Below are 16007 nucleotides of genomic sequence, written 5' to 3'. Positions count from 1 at the left end.
CTCATTTTTCCCGGAAATCTGCATGAAAGCCTCTCGTTTCTTCATCGGCACCCTCAAGGAAGCGCCCGCCGACGCCGAGATCGTCAGCCACAAGCTGATGATGCGCGCCGGCATGATTCGCCGCGTGGCCGGCGGTATCTATGATTACCTGCCGATCGGCCTGCGTTCGATCCGCAAGGTTGAAGCCATCGTCCGCGAAGAAATGAACCGTGCCGGCGCGCTCGAACTGCTTATGCCCGCCGTCCAGCCCGCCGAACTGTGGCAGGAGTCGGGGCGCTGGAAGCAGTACGGTCCGGAATTGCTGCGACTGAAGGATCGCCACGACCGCGATTTCGTCGTCGGCCCGACCCACGAGGAAGTGGTGACGGACATCGCGCGCCGCGAGATCAAGAGCTATCGCCAACTGCCGGTGAACTTCTATCAGGTACAGGCGAAGTTCCGCGACGAGATTCGTCCGCGTTTCGGCGTGATGCGCGGGCGCGAGTTCATCATGAAGGACGCCTACTCCTTCGATAAGGACCGTGCCGGCCTGCAGGTTTCCTATCAGAAGATGTTCGACGCCTACGTGCGCATCTTCACGCGCCTAGGGCTGGCGTTTCGCGCCGTGGTGGCCGACAACGGCTCGATTGGCGGGTCCGGCTCGCACGAATTCCACGTGATCGCCGATACCGGTGAAGACGCCATTGCCTACTGCCCTGCGTCCGACTATGCGGCCAACGTCGAAATGGCCGAGGCGCTTGCCCCGCAGGGCGAGCGCGCCGCGCCCGCCGAGGCGCTGACCAAGACGGCCACACCGGGCAAGGCCAAGTGCGAAGCCGTCGCGGAACTGCTCTCGATCCCGCTGGCGCGCACGGTCAAGTCGATTGTGCTTGCCACCGACAGCGAAGAGGCCGGCACGACCGTCTGGCTGCTGTTGCTGCGCGGCGATCACGAACTGAACGAGATCAAGGCGAGCAAGGTGCCGGGACTGGCGGACTTCCGCTTCGCGAGCGAGGCCGAGATCGTCGATCGGTTCGGCACACCGCCGGGCTACCTGGGCCCCATCGGTACGAAGCAGCCGGTCAAGCTCGTGGTCGATCGCACGGTCGCTAAGATGAGCGATTTCGTGGTTGGCGCGAACGAGGTCGACTTCCATATCACCGGTGTGAACTGGGGGCGCGATCTGCCCGAGCCGGAAGTCGTGGCCGATCTGCGCAACGTCGTGCCTGGCGACATGTCGCCGGATGGCAAGGGCGAGATTGCCCTGTGCCGTGGCATCGAAGTGGGGCACGTGTTCCAGTTGGGGACCAAGTATTCGGATGCCATGAATGCCACCTTCCTCGACGAGACCGGCAAGCCTGCGCCGATGGAAATGGGCTGCTATGGCATTGGCATCACGCGAATTCTTGGCGCGGCCATCGAACAGAACTTCGACGATCGCGGCATCATCTGGCCGGAATCGATTGCGCCGTTCGAAGTCGTGCTTTGCCCGATGGGCTATGACCGCAGCGACGCCGTGCGTGCGACGGCCGATAAGCTCTATGACGACCTGGTGGCTGCGGGCGTCGACGTGATTCTCGACGACCGTGGCGAGCGTCCCGGCGTGATGTTCGCGGATTGGGAGCTGATCGGCGTGCCGCATCGCGTGGTGATCGGTGACCGGGGGCTGAAGGAAGGCAAGCTCGAGTATCAGGGCCGCCGCGACGCACAAGCGCAGTTGCTCGACGTCGCCGCCGTGGCGGATGTCGTCGTCGATAAGGTGCGCGCCGCCAAGGCGATCTGATCGGGTGTCATGCCGGTGGGCGAGGGCTCGCCGGCGCACCCAAACGACAAAGGGGCCTCGCAGGCCCCTTTGTCGCTTTGTCGCATGGTGGATACGGAACGTTGTCCCGCTGGCGGCGCTCAGCGCGGCGTGGTCAAGGCGCGGATCGCCGGCAGGTTGCGCCAGTAGCCCTTGGCATCCATGCCGCAGCCAAAGACGTAGCGGTCTGGCACCGTAAAGCCACAGAAATCCGGATGCGAGGGCTTGTCCTTCGTCAGGATCTTCTCGCACAGCACGGCGCTGTAGAACTTCGAGGCGCCCATCTCCAGGATTCGATCGCGAATCGCTGCCATGGTGGCGCCTTCGTCGAGAATGTCGTCGAGCACGAGCACCACGCGATCGCGCACCGAGTCGCGCGGCGCCACGCGCCATTGCATCGCGCCGCCTGTCGTGGTGTTGTTGTAGCGCGAGAGGTGGATGTAGTCGAACTCCAGCGGGAAGTCCAGGCGCGGCAGCAGCATGCCGGTGAAGACGGCCGCACCGCCCATGACCGAGAGCACCATCGGGAATTCGTCGCCAACGGCCGCCTTGATGGCCTTGGCCATTGTGTCGACGGATTGGCTCACCTCGTCGGCCGAGACGATCTCTTCGGAATTACGGAAAACTTCGAGGGCTTCTTCGCGGTTCATATGGGGCGACCCTGGGGAACGTGTTGCGGGGAGATGTCGCTATGTGCGGCCCGGAGTATATACGGAATGCCCGCCCGCGTGACGGGGGGGCAACCGGGCATCGGATCCGTTCAGCGCATACCGGGCATCATGCCTTTCATGCTGCGCATCATCTTCATCATGCCGCCGCCCTTGAGCTTCTTCATCATGGTGCGCATCTGGTCGTACTGATTGAGCATGCGATTGACCTCCTGCACCTGAACGCCCGCACCGGCGGCGATGCGGCGCTTGCGGCTCGCCTTGATCAATTCCGGCTTGGCGCGCTCGGACGGCGTCATCGCGTTGATAATGCCCTCCATGCGGCGCACCTGCTTCTCGGCCTGATCCATATTGGTCTGGCTGGCGGCGGCCTGGAATTGCGCGGGGAGCTTGTCCATGAGCGACGACAGGCCGCCCATGTTCTTCATCTGGCCGATTTGCGCCTTGAAGTCGTTCAGGTCGAAGTCACCGCCCTTCTTGACCTTCTCGGCGAGCTTTTGCGCGGCCTGAACGTCGACGCCCCGTTGCGCTTCCTCGACGAGCGCGAGAATGTCGCCCATGCCGAGAATCCGGTTCGCCATACGATCCGGGTAGAAGACCTCAAGGCCGTCGAGTTTTTCGCCCACACCGACGAATTTGATCGGCTTGCCGGTGATGTGACGCACCGACAGCGCCGCACCGCCGCGCGAGTCGCCGTCGAGCTTGGTGAGCACCACGCCGGTGAGCGGCAGCGCGTCGTTGAAGGCGCGGGCCGTGTTGACGGCATCCTGGCCGAGCATGGCGTCGACGACGAACAGCGTTTCGATCGGTTTGAGCTCGGCATGCAGGGCGCTGATTTCCTGCATCATCGCTTCGTCGATGCCCAGACGGCCGGCCGTGTCGACGAGCAGCACGTCATGGTGATGGCGTCGCGCCCAGTCGACGGCCGCACGGGCAATGTCCACCGGCTTCTGATCGGGTTGCGACGGGAAGAAGTCGGCGTCGACCTGCTTCGTCACCGTCTCCAACTGGGCAATCGCGGCGGGACGATAGACGTCGGTGGAAACCGTGAGGACCTTCTTTTTCTGCGCGCGCAGCAGCTTGGCGAGCTTGCCGACGGTGGTGGTCTTGCCGGCGCCCTGCAGACCGGCCATCAGGATGATGGCGGGCGGCGTGGTCGCGAGATTGAGTTCGGCGGCGCGGCCTTCATAATCGCCGCCCATGAGCGCGGTCAGTTCGCGTTGCACCACGCCGACAAGCGCCTGGCCCGGCGAGAGGCTGGAAATGACTTCCTCGCCGAGCGCCTTTTCCTTGACCTTGGCGACGAAATCGCGCACCACGGGCAGGGCGACGTCGGCCTCGAGCAGCGCGAGACGCACTTCACGCAGCATTTCCTGCGTGTTGGCCTCGGTCAGGCGGGCTTCGCCGCGCAGCGTCTTGACGACCTTGGCGAGGCGCGTAGTGAGATTGTCGAGCATGAAACGTATCCTGTAAGACCTGCAGCGGCCCCGTTCGCCCTACCGTTCGGCCCCGGAGGGGGCGGTGGCGGGGACGGCAGCGCGCCCGTCATGGGCTGGTGTAAACTTCAAACATGACTATTTTACTGTATGCGCTGACCGCCATCCTCTATGCCGGATTGGCGGTTTGTTCGTGGCAAGGATACCGACGCAACGCTGCGCTCGCACTGGCGGGCGGGCAGGTCGCGCCTGCGCCGGTCGCGGGCACGCCGTCGCGCTGGCCGATGCAGCTTTCGCTGTTCGTCACGCTCGTGCTGCACGGGGTGTTGCTGCATCAAACGATCTTCCGCTCGGACAGTATGCACTTCGGTTTCGCGTACATGCTCTCGGCCATGCTGTGGCTCTCGGTCGGCATCTACTGGATCGAGAGTTTCTTCTTTCCGCTGGACAGCCTGCGGCTGATGGTCACCCCCGTGGCCGCGGTGACCTGTGTGCTGCCGATGATTTTTCCGGATGTACGCATTCTCGGCTTCGCGGCGGAACCGATTTTCAAGGCGCACTTCATCATCGCCAACATGGCCTACGGGCTGTTCGCGCTGGCGGCGCTGCACGCGCTGCTGATGCTCTACGCCGAGCGGCAGCTGCATCCGTCGCGACGCGGCGAGACGACCGGCTGGCTGGCGCACTGGCTTGAGACGCTGCCGCCGCTGCTCACGATGGAAAAGTTGTTGTTCCGGCTGATCGGCGCCGGGTTCGTGCTGCTGACCCTGACGTTGATCTCCGGCGTGATGTTCTCCGAGGCGCTGTTCGGGCGCGCGGTGCGCATCGATCACAAAACCGTGTTCGCGGGGGTGTCGTGGCTGATGTTCGGCGCGGTGCTGCTGGGACGGCATTTTTATGGGTGGCGCGGCAAGGTCGCGCTGCGTTGGGTTCTGGCGTCGTTCGTGGCGCTGTTGTTGGCGTATGTCGGTTCTCGCTTCGTGCTTGAGGTGGTGCTGCATCGCATGACGGAGACTTGAAGCGCGATGCGCAATATCCTGTTGTTACTGGTGCTCCTGATCGTTGGCACGTGGTGGATGCGAAGCAACGAGCGCAAGCGCAATACCGAGCGCACGCGCCCGCCAAGCGCAAACGATGCGCGCACGTCGGCGCGTCAGGCGCTGCCGCCCGCCGAGCGCATGGTGCGATGCAGCGAGTGCGATACCTACCTTCCCGAGAGTGAATCCGTCGCTGGCGCGGGCGGCCAGCATTTTTGCAGCGGTGAACACCGCGACGCCTATCGGATGCGCGAACACCGCATCTGAGTCGCGCTGCGCGGCCACGCTGCGCAGCGATGATCTCGTTCTCCCGTCCTTCGCGCCGTGGCACTTGTACGTGCCGGCTTGCGCATGCCTGCTGCATGCACTAAAACACAGTAACCGGCCCCGCTCACAAATAGAATAATCATCGAGGGGCGCGACGACAGGAGGGCGCAATATGCTAATGCGCAGACGGATGTATTTTCTGCTTCCCGATCTGGCGAGTGCCCAGCGCACGATGAGCGATTTACTGCTCGCCCGGGTGGAGGAGCGTCACATCCACTTTATGGCACGTGACGAAATGGACCTGGAGGGACTGCACGAGGCTAACCTGCTACAGACTTCCGATATCGTGCACGGCGCCGAAGCCGGGCTCGTCATCGGCGGGTTCTGTGGTCTGGCAGTCGGTGCAGTCGCCGCGTTTTTCCCCATCGTGGGCACACGTCCCCAGTGGGAGTTGATGATTGTGACGGCACCGCTCGGTGCGCTCTTTGGCGCCTGGGTGTCGAGCATGATCGGCGTTTCGGTGCCGAACTCGCGACTCAAGACGTTTCGTGAGCCGCTCGAGCGCGGCATGATTCTGCTGATGGTGGATGTGCGCGACGGTCGCGTCGATGAGATTCGCGAGATGCTCAAGGCCCATCACCCCGAAGCGCACATGGAAGGGGTGGAATCCGCCATTCCTGCCTTTCCTTGATCGATGGCGATCATGGCAATAAGCGAGGGCACCGTATCGAAAGCGATGACAGCGTTGGCGAAGACGATCAGTGTCACCGGCCGGAAACGGTCCAAAGCGTCGCACCTGTGAGCGGCGCGGGATGGTGAGCGTGTCGATCGACACGCGAGCGACATCATCCCTGGGCGTGGTCACGCCTACAGAAGCCTCTCGGCCAGGCAAGGCGGGAGGCTTCTTCATTGGGCATCCCCTTTCACCGCATGACGACGGTTGACGAAGCGCCGCCCACCCGTGAACGGGCTGAGCGTTGCCCGCGCCGGGCATGCCGCCGACGGCGTCACGCCAAGTGGGCTACAATGGCGCCCCTCGCTCTACGGGAGCCCGCTGTGCCCGACATGTCCCAGTCATTCGCGTGCGCCAACACTGCGCTCCGGTCGTGTCATCGCGTCACGATGCGTGCCTTGCTGCGGCGAGGTGGCGCATGAGCGCGCCGACCCATGTCCCGATGCTCACGCTCGATACCGACGGCTGGATACGCGAAGCCGAGCGACTGCCGTCACCCAACTTCGATGGGCGTCCGGCGGGCACGCCGACCGACCTGCTCGTGGTGCACAACATTTCGTTGCCGCCAGGACAATTCGGGGGTGGCGAGATCGCCGCGTTCTTCCAGAACCGGCTCGATCACGATGCGCATCCCTTCTTCGATGAGATCCGCGGTGTGCGGGTCTCGTCGCACTTCCTGGTACGACGTGATGGTGCGTTGCAGCAGTTCGTGTCGTGCAACGCGCGGGCCTGGCACGCGGGGGCGTCGTCGTTCGAAGGGCGAACGCGGTGCAACGATTTTTCGATCGGCGTGGAGCTCGAAGGCACCGACGACGTGCCCTATGCGGCAGCGCAGTACGTCACGCTGGCGGCGCTCACGCGAACGTTGCGTGAGCATTATCCGATTCAAGCGGTGGTCGGACATGCCGATATCGCACCGGGACGCAAGACGGATCCGGGACCGTACTTCGAGTGGCCGCGATTGCGTCGGATGGCGGCGCTGAGCCCCCAGACATTGCCGTTTCAGCCGGCCGACTAATCCCCATCCGGGGACAGGTTTTGCTTGACACGGCGATGCCACGGGCCTTCCCGGCGAGAGAAATTTTTGGGTTTGCGGAGTGCGTCATCTCCACTATACTTAGTGAAAATTCCGGTGCCGACCACTACATCTAGTGGTTGATGTCAGGTTCGGCACAGGATGCAATCGCCATCAATACCGTGCTTTTCCTGCGGCGTTTTTGCGGGGCGGCACAGCAGCAAAGCCGTGCAGCGGACACCTGAACCCTTGGCCGTCCGTCGGTCGTGCGGTATCCAGCACTTCGCTCCATCGGCGTCCCTAGGGCGCATTTTTGCCGGCCGTAACCTGGTAAGAACGCGCTAACAGCACCATCTCATTGGAACGGGAGTTTTTACATGCAGACTAACGAAAACCTCACCCGCCCGACCCCGACGCCTGCCGCGACTTCCGGCAATGGTGCGGGTGCGTCGGCGCCCCAGACGACGGGCGCCTTCGAGCCGGCGACCAACGCCGACTTCAAAGTGATTCGACGCAACGGCGCGGTGGTGGGTTTCGAGCCGTCGAAGATCGCCATCGCCGTGACCAAGGCGTTCCTCGCCGTGAACGGCGGCCAGGGCGCGGCGTCGGCCCGCGTACGCGAACTCGTGGAGCAGTTGACGGGGCACGTCGTGCGCGCCCTGATGCGCAGCCGCCCGAATGGCGGCACGTTCCACATCGAAGACATCCAGGATCAGGTCGAACTCGCGCTGATGCGTGAAGGCGAGCACAACGTGGCGCGCGCCTATGTGCTGTACCGCGAGAAGCGTTCGCAAGAGCGCGCGCACGCGGTCGAGACCACGCAAGAAGCGGCTACGCCCGATGGCCCGGTGCTCAATGTCACCGACAACGGCGTGGTGCGTACGCTCGATATGTCGGTGTTGCGCGGCGTGGTGCAGGCTGCCTGCGAAAATCTCGGCGACGAAGTCGTGGCCGAGCCGATCGTGACCGAGACCCTCAAGAACCTGTACGACGGCGTGCCGCTGTCGCAGGTCTACGACTCGGCGATCCTCGCCTCGCGCACCCTCATCGAGAAGGAACCGGCGTACAGCCAGGTCACGGCGCGAATTCTGATGCACACGATCCGCCGCGAGATCCTCGGCGAAGAAGTGCCGCAGGGCGAAATGGCCGCGCGCTACATCGAGTACTTCCCGCGCTTCATCAAGCAGGGTGTCGACGCCGAACTGCTCGACGAGCAACTGCTCTCGTTCGACCTGGCCAAGCTGAGCGCCGCGCTCGACGCATCGCGCGATCTGCAGTTCAACTATCTGGGCCTGCAGACGCTCTACGATCGCTACTTCCTGCATATCGACGGTCACCGCATCGAAATGCCGCAGGCGTTCTATATGCGCGTGGCGATGGGGCTGGCGCTCAATGAAGTCGAGCGCGAAGCGCGTGCGATCGAGTTCTACCAGATTCTGTCGAGCTTCGACTTCATGAGTTCGACGCCGACGCTGTTCAACTCGGGCACGCGTCGCTCGCAACTCTCGTCGTGCTACCTGACGACGGTCTCGGACGATCTGGAAGGCATCTACGAAGCCCTCAAGGAAAATGCACTGCTCTCGAAGTTTGCCGGTGGCCTGGGCAACGACTGGACGCAGGTGCGCGCGCTCGGCTCGCACATCAAGGGCACGAACGGCAAGAGCCAGGGGGTGGTGCCGTTCCTGAAGGTGGTCAACGACACGGCCGTGGCCGTGAACCAGGGCGGCAAGCGCAAGGGCGCAGTGTGCGCCTACCTGGAAACGTGGCACCTGGACATCGAGGAATTCCTCGAGCTGCGCAAGAACACGGGCGACGACCGCCGCCGCACGCACGACATGAACACGGCGAACTGGATTCCCGATCTGTTCATGAAGCGCGTGATGGAAGGCGCCGAGTGGACGCTGTTCTCGCCGGCCACCTGCCCGGACCTGCACGACAAGTACGGCAAGGCATTCGAGCAGGCTTACACCGCCTACGAAGACAAGGCCGCGCGAGGCGAAATCAAGCTGTTCAAGAAGGTGCCGGCGCAAGCGCTCTGGCGCAAGATGCTGGGCATGTTGTTCGAAACCGGCCATCCGTGGATCACGTTCAAGGATCCGTGCAACATCCGCTCGCCGCAGCAACATGTGGGCGTGGTGCACTCGTCGAACCTGTGCACGGAAATCACGCTCAACACGAGCGAGACCGAAATCGCGGTGTGCAACCTCGGCTCGGTCAACCTCGTGGCTCACATGAAGCAGACCGCGAACGGTTACGAACTCGATCACGACAAGCTGCAACGTACCGTACGCGTGGCGATGCGCATGCTCGACAACGTCATCGACATCAACTACTACGCGGTGGCGAAGGCGCGTAATTCGAACCTGCATCACCGTCCGGTGGGCATGGGCATCATGGGCTTCCAGGACTGCCTGCACCTGCTGCGCACGCCGTATGCCTCGAATGCCGCCGTCGAATTTGCCGACCGTTCGATGGAAGCCGTGTGCTACTACGCCTACTGGGCGTCGTCGGAGCTGGCCAAGGAACGCGGTCAGTACTCGTCGTACAAGGGCTCGCTGTGGGATCGCGGCATCCTGCCGCAGGATTCGCTGGCGTTGCTGGCCGAAGCGCGTGGTGGTTATATCGAGGTCGATATGTCGGCCACGCTCGACTGGGACAGCCTGCGCAAGCACATCGCTGCGCACGGCATGCGCAATTCGAACTGCGTGGCGATCGCCCCGACCGCCACGATCTCGAACATCATCGGCGTCTCGGCCTGTATCGAGCCGACGTTCCAGAACCTGTACGTGAAGTCGAACCTCTCGGGCGAATTCACGGTGGCCAACGAGTATCTGGTGCGTGACCTGAAGGCGCGTGGCCTGTGGGACGAAGTGATGGTCGCCGACCTGAAGTACTTCGACGGCTCGCTCGCCCGTATCGACCGCGTGCCGGCCGACCTGCGCGAGATCTATGCCACGGCGTTCGAAGTCGAGCCGAAGTGGCTGGTCGAAGCGGCGTCGCGTCGTCAGAAGTGGATCGATCAGGCGCAGTCGCTCAACATCTACATGGCGGGCGCTTCGGGCAAGAAGCTCGACGAGACGTACAAGCTGGCCTGGACGCGTGGCTTGAAGACCACGTACTACCTGCGTACGATGGCCGCGACGCACGTCGAGAAGTCGACGGTGAGCCACGGCGCGCTGAATGCGGTGAGCTCGGGGGGCGTGACGCCGGGCGGAAGCTTCTCGGCCGAGCCGTCCTCGCCGCTGGCGCAGCCGATGCCGGACGCTGAAGGCGCGGTGTGCACGATGCGTCCGGGCGATCCGGGCTTCGACGAGTGCGAGGCTTGCCAATAAGCTTGCGCTTGCGGTGAGATTGGGGGCCAGTCCCGAGGTTTGCGCCTCGGCACTGGCCCCCAATTTATTTCGGCGCCGAGATGTTGAGGCGACACGCCTGTCGCCTAGTCCTCAGGCCAGATCGATACGCATCGACAGATCGAGCGTTTGCCCGTGCGCCACGACTACGTGATCGTCGTCGAACGCGCCGACCCGATGCGTCGACGGTTCCAGACAGAGGTAGGGACGTCCGGCGGGAGAGTGCACCACGAGCCAGCTGGCGTCGCTGCTGCGCACCGTGGCCGAGCGCAGGCCGCCGGCGTAGTCGAGGCGCGCGTCGAATCGCCCCGACTCGACCGGCGCTTCGGCGAACCAGGTGGACCGCCCCTCGGTATCGAGTCCGCCGCCGACAGACACGACCTCGATCTCGCCGACGTGCACGCGTTGCTCGCTCGGCCATCGGATGTCCTCCGACGGCGAACGCCAGATCGCCTCCGCTTCGAACGTCAGGCGCGAGCCGGCAGGCCACTGAAAGTAGGGATGTAGCCCGAGCCCGGCGGGCATATCCTGCGTCGAGAGATTGGTGATCGACAGTTGCATGTCGACGCCGAGTGCGTCGAGCGTCACCGAGAGATACGCCTGATAGTGCCACGGCCATTCGGGTTGCGCGGGACTGTCGAGTTGGAGCACGCAACAGTTCGGGCTCTCGTCGACGACATCCCACACGCGACGCAGCCCCCAGCCGTGCAGCGAACTCGATGCGGCCGGCGTCTCGCGAGCGACGATCGCGCGCTCGCGCCAGTGCAGCGTGTCGTCGCGCAGCATGTTGGTATATGGCAGCATCGGAAAGGCGCCGGCCTTCGGCCATTCGTCCGACGAGAACGGGTCGTTGCCGAGCGGCACAAGGTAGTCGAAAACGTCACCGTGCGTGTCGCGCCGAGCCAGTCGTGCGAGCCGCGCCCCGCAGCCCGGTTGAACCTCGGCCACGAGCGCGCCCGCCGCGAGGCGGATCGGTTTGCCGGGGGTGAGCGTGAGCGGTGTCGGGCCTGACGAACCGGCCGACGCCGGTGCGCCGTCGGCGCCTGGGAATGTCATCGTCGGTATCTCCTTCATCGACGTTCAGAAGTGGCGTGCGCCGGAATCTGTCGTTCCGGTTCGCCGTCGCGACAGGATACGCCAATGCGACGCAGCGCCCCCCCTCGACGCACCATCAGCGCTGTCGTGCGGCGCCGTTTCATGGCAAGATGCCGGTCCCGCAAGCCCGGCCGCCCGGCACTCGGGAGATGTTGCCAAACACTAGGTATAGTGGTCATCGTGCAGTGCGGCACTAGATATAGTGTTGCATGCTGGAACGAGTGACGTAATTGTGCTAAATTGGAGGCATTCCATTCGACGTCGGGAGGTCAGGATGTTGTTGCAGCTCTCGCGTCGGCGTTGTTGTTCAAAACTGCGCAATTGCGCATCTGCATCACCCCCGAAATATGGCAATGCTCCCGGTGGACTTCGTGCTCCCGGTGATCGCTTGCCGGCCGCCGGATCGCAAATTTTTTGTCAGCCTTCGCACGCGAACGGCTGATCTGTCACTTCGGCGATGTGCGCGCGTGTGTGCATCGCATCAACCTGAACGGACTGAGACCCTATGCTGAACTGGGAAGAAGACACCACCACGGCCAACTCGGCTGCCCCCACCGCAGCTCCGGTTGCCGCGTCGAACGTGCTGGGCACGCAAGGGGAAACCCCGACTGTGATCGCCTCGCAGTCGACGCGTCGCGTGAGCGCCTCCGACAAGCGCGTGATCAACGGCACCACGGATGTGAATCAACTGGTGCCCTTCAAGTACAAGTGGGCCTGGGAGAAGTATCTGGCCGGTTGCGCGAACCACTGGATGCCGCAGGAAATCAACATGTCGCGCGACATCGCCCTGTGGAAAGATCCGAACGGTCTGACCGAGGACGAGCGCCGCATCATCAAGCGCAATCTCGGCTTCTTCGTGACGGCCGACTCGCTCGCGGCGAACAACATCGTGCTCGGCACGTATCGCCACATCACCGCACCGGAGTGCCGCCAGTTCCTGCTGCGTCAGGCCTTCGAAGAGGCGATCCACACGCACGCCTATCAGTACATCGTCGAGAGCCTGGGGTTGGACGAAGGCGAGATCTTCAACGCGTATCACGAAGTGCCGTCGATTCGCGACAAGGACGAATTCCTGCTCCCGTTCATCGAAGTGGTGGCGGATCCGTCGTTCCAGACCGGCACGCAGGAAGCCGACCAGAAGCTGCTGCGCTCGCTCATCGTGTTTGCGTGCATCATGGAAGGGCTGTTCTTCTACGTCGGCTTCACGCAGATTCTCGCGCTGGGTCGGCAGAACAAGATGACCGGTGCTGCAGAGCAATATCAATACATCCTGCGCGACGAGTCGATGCACTGCAACTTCGGCATCGATCTGATCAACCAGGTGAAGCTGGAAAACCCGAACCTCTGGACGCCGGCGTTCCGCGAAGAGATTCGCGAGCTGTTCAAGAAGGCGGTCGAGCTGGAGTATCGCTACGCTGAAGATACGATGCCGCGCGGCGTGCTCGGTCTGAACGCGGGCATGTTCAAGAGCTATCTGCGCTTCATCGCGAACCGTCGCTGTTCCCAAATTGGTCTCGAGGCGCTCTATCCGAACGAAGAAAATCCGTTCCCGTGGATGAGCGAGATGATCGATCTGAAGAAGGAGCGCAACTTCTTCGAAACGCGAGTGATCGAATACCAGACTGGTGGCGCGCTGAGCTGGGACTAAGCAGTAAGTGAAATTTGGATGCTGGCTGCAAAGCCAGTATCCATGCGGGTTTCGAGAGGATGGTGTGAGCGCGCGTGGCGCGCGTGAGCGCCAGCAAAACAAGTCGAAGAGACTGTGCGCGTCATGCACATCATCCTCACTCGCACGTCGTTACGCTCGCTTCGCACGCGTCGACATGCGAACACCATGTGCATCAAATACAACAGATTGACTTCTTCGTTGCGAACGTTGTGCGATTTTTTACGCGCAAAGTATTAACATCGCATCACAAAAGAATTATGATTCGCTCAAATAAATTGCAGTCTCGATGAACACACGAAAGCACATTGCTTTCCTCCCGCGACAGAGAGCTGGTAGTTACGGAGCGTAAAAACCTTGGTGCATAGCAAGCAGTATCGCTTATCCGCTATCGCAATCTCCTCCCTCCCGATGACGGGACAGGCAAGCTACCCCCCGAAGAATCTGGCGAATCCCCTTTCTCAAGACAATCGAATTGCTGGCGGCAATGTCGCCGGCAATTTTTTTGCGCGCGTGACCACTCACGGTCAGCGTCATGCGCGCAGCGCCGAATTCATTAGCGTAAGCCGTCGAAGTCCGATGCGTACGCCGATGAATAGCCCGCTCGCCGGCGGTTCGCCGCATGGTGGTCGGGTTTCCTTCTCAGGTGGTTTTGTTTGAGTGATCTCTCACGTTAAGGAGCAAAGTGATGGCTACTACTGCTAAGAAAAAACCCGCAGCCAAGAAGGCTGTTGCCAAGAAGCCGGTAGCGAAGAAGGCTGCCGCCGCCAAGAAGCCTGTCGCGAAGAAGGCTGTTGCCGCCAAGAAGCCGGTAGCGAAGAAGGCTGTCGCCGCCAAGAAGCCGGCAGCGAAGAAGGTCGCCGCCAAGAAGCCGGCAGCCAAGAAGGTTGCGGTGAAGAAGGTTGCCGCCAAGAAGCCGGTCGCCAAGAAGGCAGCGGTGAAGAAGGTTGCCGCCAAGAAGCCGGTTGCCAAGAAGGCAGCGGTGAAGAAGGTTGCCGCCAAGAAGCCGGTCGCCAAGAAGGCAGCAGTGAAGAAGGTTGCCGCCAAGAAGCCGGTTGCGAAGAAGGCAGCGGTGAAGAAGGTTGCCGCCAAGAAGCCGGCCGCGAAGAAGGCTGCCGTGAAGAAGGTTGCGGCGAAGAAGCCGGCGGCGAAGAAGCCTGCTGCGGCGGCGAAGAAGCCGGCCGTCAAGAAGGTCGCCGCCAAGCCTGCTGCGGCCCCGGCTGCAGCACCGGCAGCAGCACCGAAGACGGCGCTGAATCCGGCAGCGGCATGGCCGTTCCCGACCGGCAGCCGTCCGTAATTCGAGTGCCGAAGCAGGAACCAAGGCACTTAGGTGTCTTTTGATCGAGTAGGCCTACTCGATCCGAAACCCGCTGTGATGAGTGATCGTCGCAGCGGGTTTTTTCATGCGGCCTTAGTGCGTCACGCGCGTGACGCCGCCGCTTGAGAGCAGACGCACGCGCTGACCCGGCTGGAATGCTTCGTCCGCATCCTGTGTGATGGCGCGCAGCTCGCCGTTGTCGAGTCGCACGGTAATCTCCAGGCCCGCCTTCTTGCTCATTCGGTTTTCGACGGCTTGCCCCGCAACCGCACCCAACAGGCCGCCGATGATGCCCGTCGCGATCGAGCCGCGACCGCCACCAATGGCGCTGCCGCCGACGGCGCCCAGCGCACCGCCGCCCACCACGCCGAGAATCCCCGGATCGCCGTTGCTGCTATCGATCGTGACCGGGCGCACCGATTCGACGGTGCCCATGCGCACCACCTGCTCGCGTTGTGCTTGGCGGCTGTTGTAGACACTCGCGGAATTGCTCGGACCGAACGCCGTGCAGGCGGACAGGGAGAGCGACGCTGCGGCGGTGAGAATAAGGAAGGGTGTGGTCAGTCGTGCCATCGTTGTGTTTATCCTGAAATCAAACGAAGCGGTAGCCGAACGCGGCTTCATATTGCGCCTCGATCTCGGCGCGCGTCGGCGCGTAAGTCTGCGGACCTTGCTCGGCAATCTTGAGCGAACCCATCAGGCTCGCCAGACGGCCGGCGGTGGGCCAGTCGAGGCCCTTTTCGATACCGTACAGCAACCCGCCCCGGAAGGCGTCGCCGCATCCGGTGGGGTCGACGACTCGCTTGGCTTTGACGGCGGGAATGTCGTGTTGCTTGCCGCCGGCGAAGATCAGCGCGCCGTGTTCTCCGCGCGTCACGACCAGCGCCTCGACACGCGACTGGAGGTCGTCCATCGACCAGCCGGTCTTCGTGCAGAGGAGCTTGGCTTCGTAGTCGTTGACCGCGAGGTATGTGGCGAGTTCCACCATGCGACGCAGGGCCTCAGGCGAGAGCAACGGCAGGCCCTGACCCGGATCGAACAGGAACGGCACCCCGGCGGCGGCGAAGCCTTCGGCGTGAGTGAGCATGGCGTCGGGGGCGTCGGGGGCAACGATGCCGAGCGTCGCGCCGCTGACATCGGCCACGCGGTTGCGCGACGAGAACATCATCGCCCCCGGGTGGAAGGCGGTGATCTGGTTGTTGTCCAGATCGGTCGTGATCATCGCATTGGCGGTCATGCTGTCCGCGACCACGCGAACGAATTCCGTCGTCATGCCGAGCGACTGGAAGCGCTCGACGTAGGGCGCGCCATCTTCGCCGACGGTGGCCATGACGACCGGCGAGCCGCCCAGCAGATGCAGGCTGTAGCCAATGTTGCCGGCGCAGCCGCCGAAGTTGCGGCGCATCGTCGGCACGAGGAAGCTGACGTTCAGGATGTGTACCTGATCGGGCAGGATGTGCTCGCCGAAGCGGCCTTCGAACGTCATGATGTTGTCGTAGGCGAGCGAGCCGCAGATCACGGTAGTCACGGGGGAGATCCTTGCGAAAGGTAAGCGGGGCCAATCTGGGAGGGCAGACGGTTGGCCAGTCGCGCTGCCAGGTCATGCTAAAAACGGGCCGGTGCATTTGCCGCACCGGCA

The 16007-nt window shown here is 63.0% G+C and carries 14 protein-coding genes; 9 read left to right on the top strand and 5 right to left on the bottom strand.

All coding sequences use genetic code 11. From position 1 onward, the window contains the following. Positions 1-22: 22 nt before the first annotated feature. The gene (locus tag OYT13_RS22030) at positions 23-1762 is read left to right on the top strand and encodes a proline--tRNA ligase (RefSeq protein WP_017234730.1); all 1740 of its coding nucleotides are present in this window, start codon (positions 23-25) and stop codon (positions 1760-1762) included. A 119-nt stretch (positions 1763-1881) separates the two neighbouring features. On the opposite strand, the gene OYT13_RS22025 is transcribed toward OYT13_RS22030, so the two are convergent. Both OYT13_RS22025 and ffh read right to left on the bottom strand, forming a co-directional pair. Continuing rightward, positions 1882-2430, bottom strand: a complete 549-nt coding sequence (locus tag OYT13_RS22025; protein ID WP_017234729.1) for a hypoxanthine-guanine phosphoribosyltransferase — start codon at positions 2428-2430, stop codon at positions 1882-1884. Between the two features lie 110 nt (positions 2431-2540). Beyond that, positions 2541-3905, bottom strand: coding sequence for a signal recognition particle protein (gene ffh, locus OYT13_RS22020; RefSeq protein ID WP_017234728.1), 1365 nt, complete (start codon positions 3903-3905; stop codon positions 2541-2543). A 113-nt stretch (positions 3906-4018) separates the two neighbouring features. Here ffh and OYT13_RS22015 point away from each other — a divergent pair, with 113 nt between their 5' ends. The 5 genes from OYT13_RS22015 to OYT13_RS21995 all read left to right on the top strand — a co-directional run bounded on the left by OYT13_RS22015 (position 4019) and on the right by OYT13_RS21995 (position 10268). Further along, positions 4019-4903, top strand: a complete 885-nt coding sequence (locus tag OYT13_RS22015) for a cytochrome C assembly family protein (RefSeq protein ID WP_017234727.1) — start codon at positions 4019-4021, stop codon at positions 4901-4903. 6 nt (positions 4904-4909) lie between these two features. Next, the gene (locus tag OYT13_RS22010) at positions 4910-5188 is read left to right on the top strand and encodes a PP0621 family protein (RefSeq protein WP_268566945.1); all 279 of its coding nucleotides are present in this window, start codon (positions 4910-4912) and stop codon (positions 5186-5188) included. A 178-nt stretch (positions 5189-5366) separates the two neighbouring features. Continuing rightward, positions 5367-5879 carry a DUF1269 domain-containing protein gene (locus OYT13_RS22005; RefSeq protein WP_026132105.1) on the top strand — a complete coding sequence of 171 codons (513 nt, stop codon included), beginning with the start codon at positions 5367-5369 and terminating at the stop codon, positions 5877-5879. Between the two features lie 460 nt (positions 5880-6339). Next, entirely contained in the window at positions 6340-6939 is a 600-nt protein-coding gene (gene ampD, locus OYT13_RS22000; RefSeq protein ID WP_017234723.1) for a 1,6-anhydro-N-acetylmuramyl-L-alanine amidase AmpD, read from the top strand. Positions 6940-7313: 374 nt separating this feature from the next. Beyond that, a complete protein-coding gene (locus OYT13_RS21995; RefSeq protein WP_017234722.1) occupies positions 7314-10268 on the top strand; it encodes a ribonucleoside-diphosphate reductase subunit alpha in 2955 nt (984 codons plus the stop codon). Between the two features lie 111 nt (positions 10269-10379). Here the strand turns inward: OYT13_RS21995 and OYT13_RS21990 are convergent, their stop codons facing one another. Continuing rightward, the gene (locus tag OYT13_RS21990) at positions 10380-11342 is read right to left on the bottom strand and encodes an aldose epimerase family protein (RefSeq protein ID WP_268566944.1); all 963 of its coding nucleotides are present in this window, start codon (positions 11340-11342) and stop codon (positions 10380-10382) included. Positions 11343-11886: 544 nt separating this feature from the next. Here OYT13_RS21990 and OYT13_RS21985 point away from each other — a divergent pair. The 3 genes from OYT13_RS21985 (at position 11887) to OYT13_RS21975 (ending at position 14347) form a co-directional block, all read left to right on the top strand. Next, the gene (locus tag OYT13_RS21985; RefSeq protein ID WP_268566943.1) at positions 11887-13029 is read left to right on the top strand and encodes a ribonucleotide-diphosphate reductase subunit beta; all 1143 of its coding nucleotides are present in this window, start codon (positions 11887-11889) and stop codon (positions 13027-13029) included. A gap of 375 nt (positions 13030-13404) precedes the next feature. Then, the gene (locus tag OYT13_RS21980; protein ID WP_150550492.1) at positions 13405-13707 is read left to right on the top strand and encodes a hypothetical protein; all 303 of its coding nucleotides are present in this window, start codon (positions 13405-13407) and stop codon (positions 13705-13707) included. Positions 13708-13735: 28 nt separating this feature from the next. After that, positions 13736-14347, top strand: coding sequence for a histone H1-like DNA-binding protein (locus tag OYT13_RS21975; RefSeq protein WP_261939703.1), 612 nt, complete (start codon positions 13736-13738; stop codon positions 14345-14347). Between the two features lie 114 nt (positions 14348-14461). Here the strand turns inward: OYT13_RS21975 and OYT13_RS21970 are convergent, their stop codons facing one another. Together OYT13_RS21970 and OYT13_RS21965 are read right to left on the bottom strand one after the other, a co-directional pair. Further along, positions 14462-14941, bottom strand: coding sequence for a hypothetical protein (locus OYT13_RS21970; RefSeq protein WP_017231513.1), 480 nt, complete (start codon positions 14939-14941; stop codon positions 14462-14464). A gap of 19 nt (positions 14942-14960) precedes the next feature. Next, positions 14961-15896 (bottom strand): carbohydrate kinase family protein, encoded by a 936-nt coding sequence (locus OYT13_RS21965; protein ID WP_017231512.1) that lies wholly within the window; start codon positions 15894-15896, stop codon positions 14961-14963. Between the last annotated feature and the right edge of the window lie 111 nt (positions 15897-16007).

It is taken from the genome of Pandoraea sp. XJJ-1 (genome assembly GCF_026802345.1).
Classification (GTDB): domain Bacteria; phylum Pseudomonadota; class Gammaproteobacteria; order Burkholderiales; family Burkholderiaceae; genus Pandoraea; species Pandoraea cepalis.
Note: the sequence above shows the minus strand (reverse complement) of the source record. Positions and strands in the feature narration are given on the sequence as shown.

Excerpts from the sequence above, each read along its gene's own strand:
- OYT13_RS22030 (WP_017234730.1), top strand. The coding sequence starts at position 23 with ATGAAAGCCTCTCGTTTCTTCATCGGCACCCTCAAGGAAGCGCCCGCC.
- OYT13_RS22025 (WP_017234729.1), bottom strand. The coding sequence starts at position 2,430 with ATGAACCGCGAAGAAGCCCTCGAAGTTTTCCGTAATTCCGAAGAGATC.
- ffh (WP_017234728.1), bottom strand. The coding sequence starts at position 3,905 with ATGCTCGACAATCTCACTACGCGCCTCGCCAAGGTCGTCAAGACGCTG.
- OYT13_RS22015 (WP_017234727.1), top strand. The coding sequence starts at position 4,019 with ATGACTATTTTACTGTATGCGCTGACCGCCATCCTCTATGCCGGATTG.
- OYT13_RS22010 (WP_268566945.1), top strand. The coding sequence starts at position 4,910 with ATGCGCAATATCCTGTTGTTACTGGTGCTCCTGATCGTTGGCACGTGG.
- OYT13_RS22005 (WP_026132105.1), top strand. The coding sequence starts at position 5,367 with ATGCGCAGACGGATGTATTTTCTGCTTCCCGATCTGGCGAGTGCCCAG.
- ampD (WP_017234723.1), top strand. The coding sequence starts at position 6,340 with ATGAGCGCGCCGACCCATGTCCCGATGCTCACGCTCGATACCGACGGC.
- OYT13_RS21995 (WP_017234722.1), top strand. The coding sequence starts at position 7,314 with ATGCAGACTAACGAAAACCTCACCCGCCCGACCCCGACGCCTGCCGCG.
- OYT13_RS21990 (WP_268566944.1), bottom strand. The coding sequence starts at position 11,342 with ATGACATTCCCAGGCGCCGACGGCGCACCGGCGTCGGCCGGTTCGTCA.
- OYT13_RS21985 (WP_268566943.1), top strand. The coding sequence starts at position 11,887 with ATGCTGAACTGGGAAGAAGACACCACCACGGCCAACTCGGCTGCCCCC.
- OYT13_RS21975 (WP_261939703.1), top strand. The coding sequence starts at position 13,736 with ATGGCTACTACTGCTAAGAAAAAACCCGCAGCCAAGAAGGCTGTTGCC.
- OYT13_RS21970 (WP_017231513.1), bottom strand. The coding sequence starts at position 14,941 with ATGGCACGACTGACCACACCCTTCCTTATTCTCACCGCCGCAGCGTCG.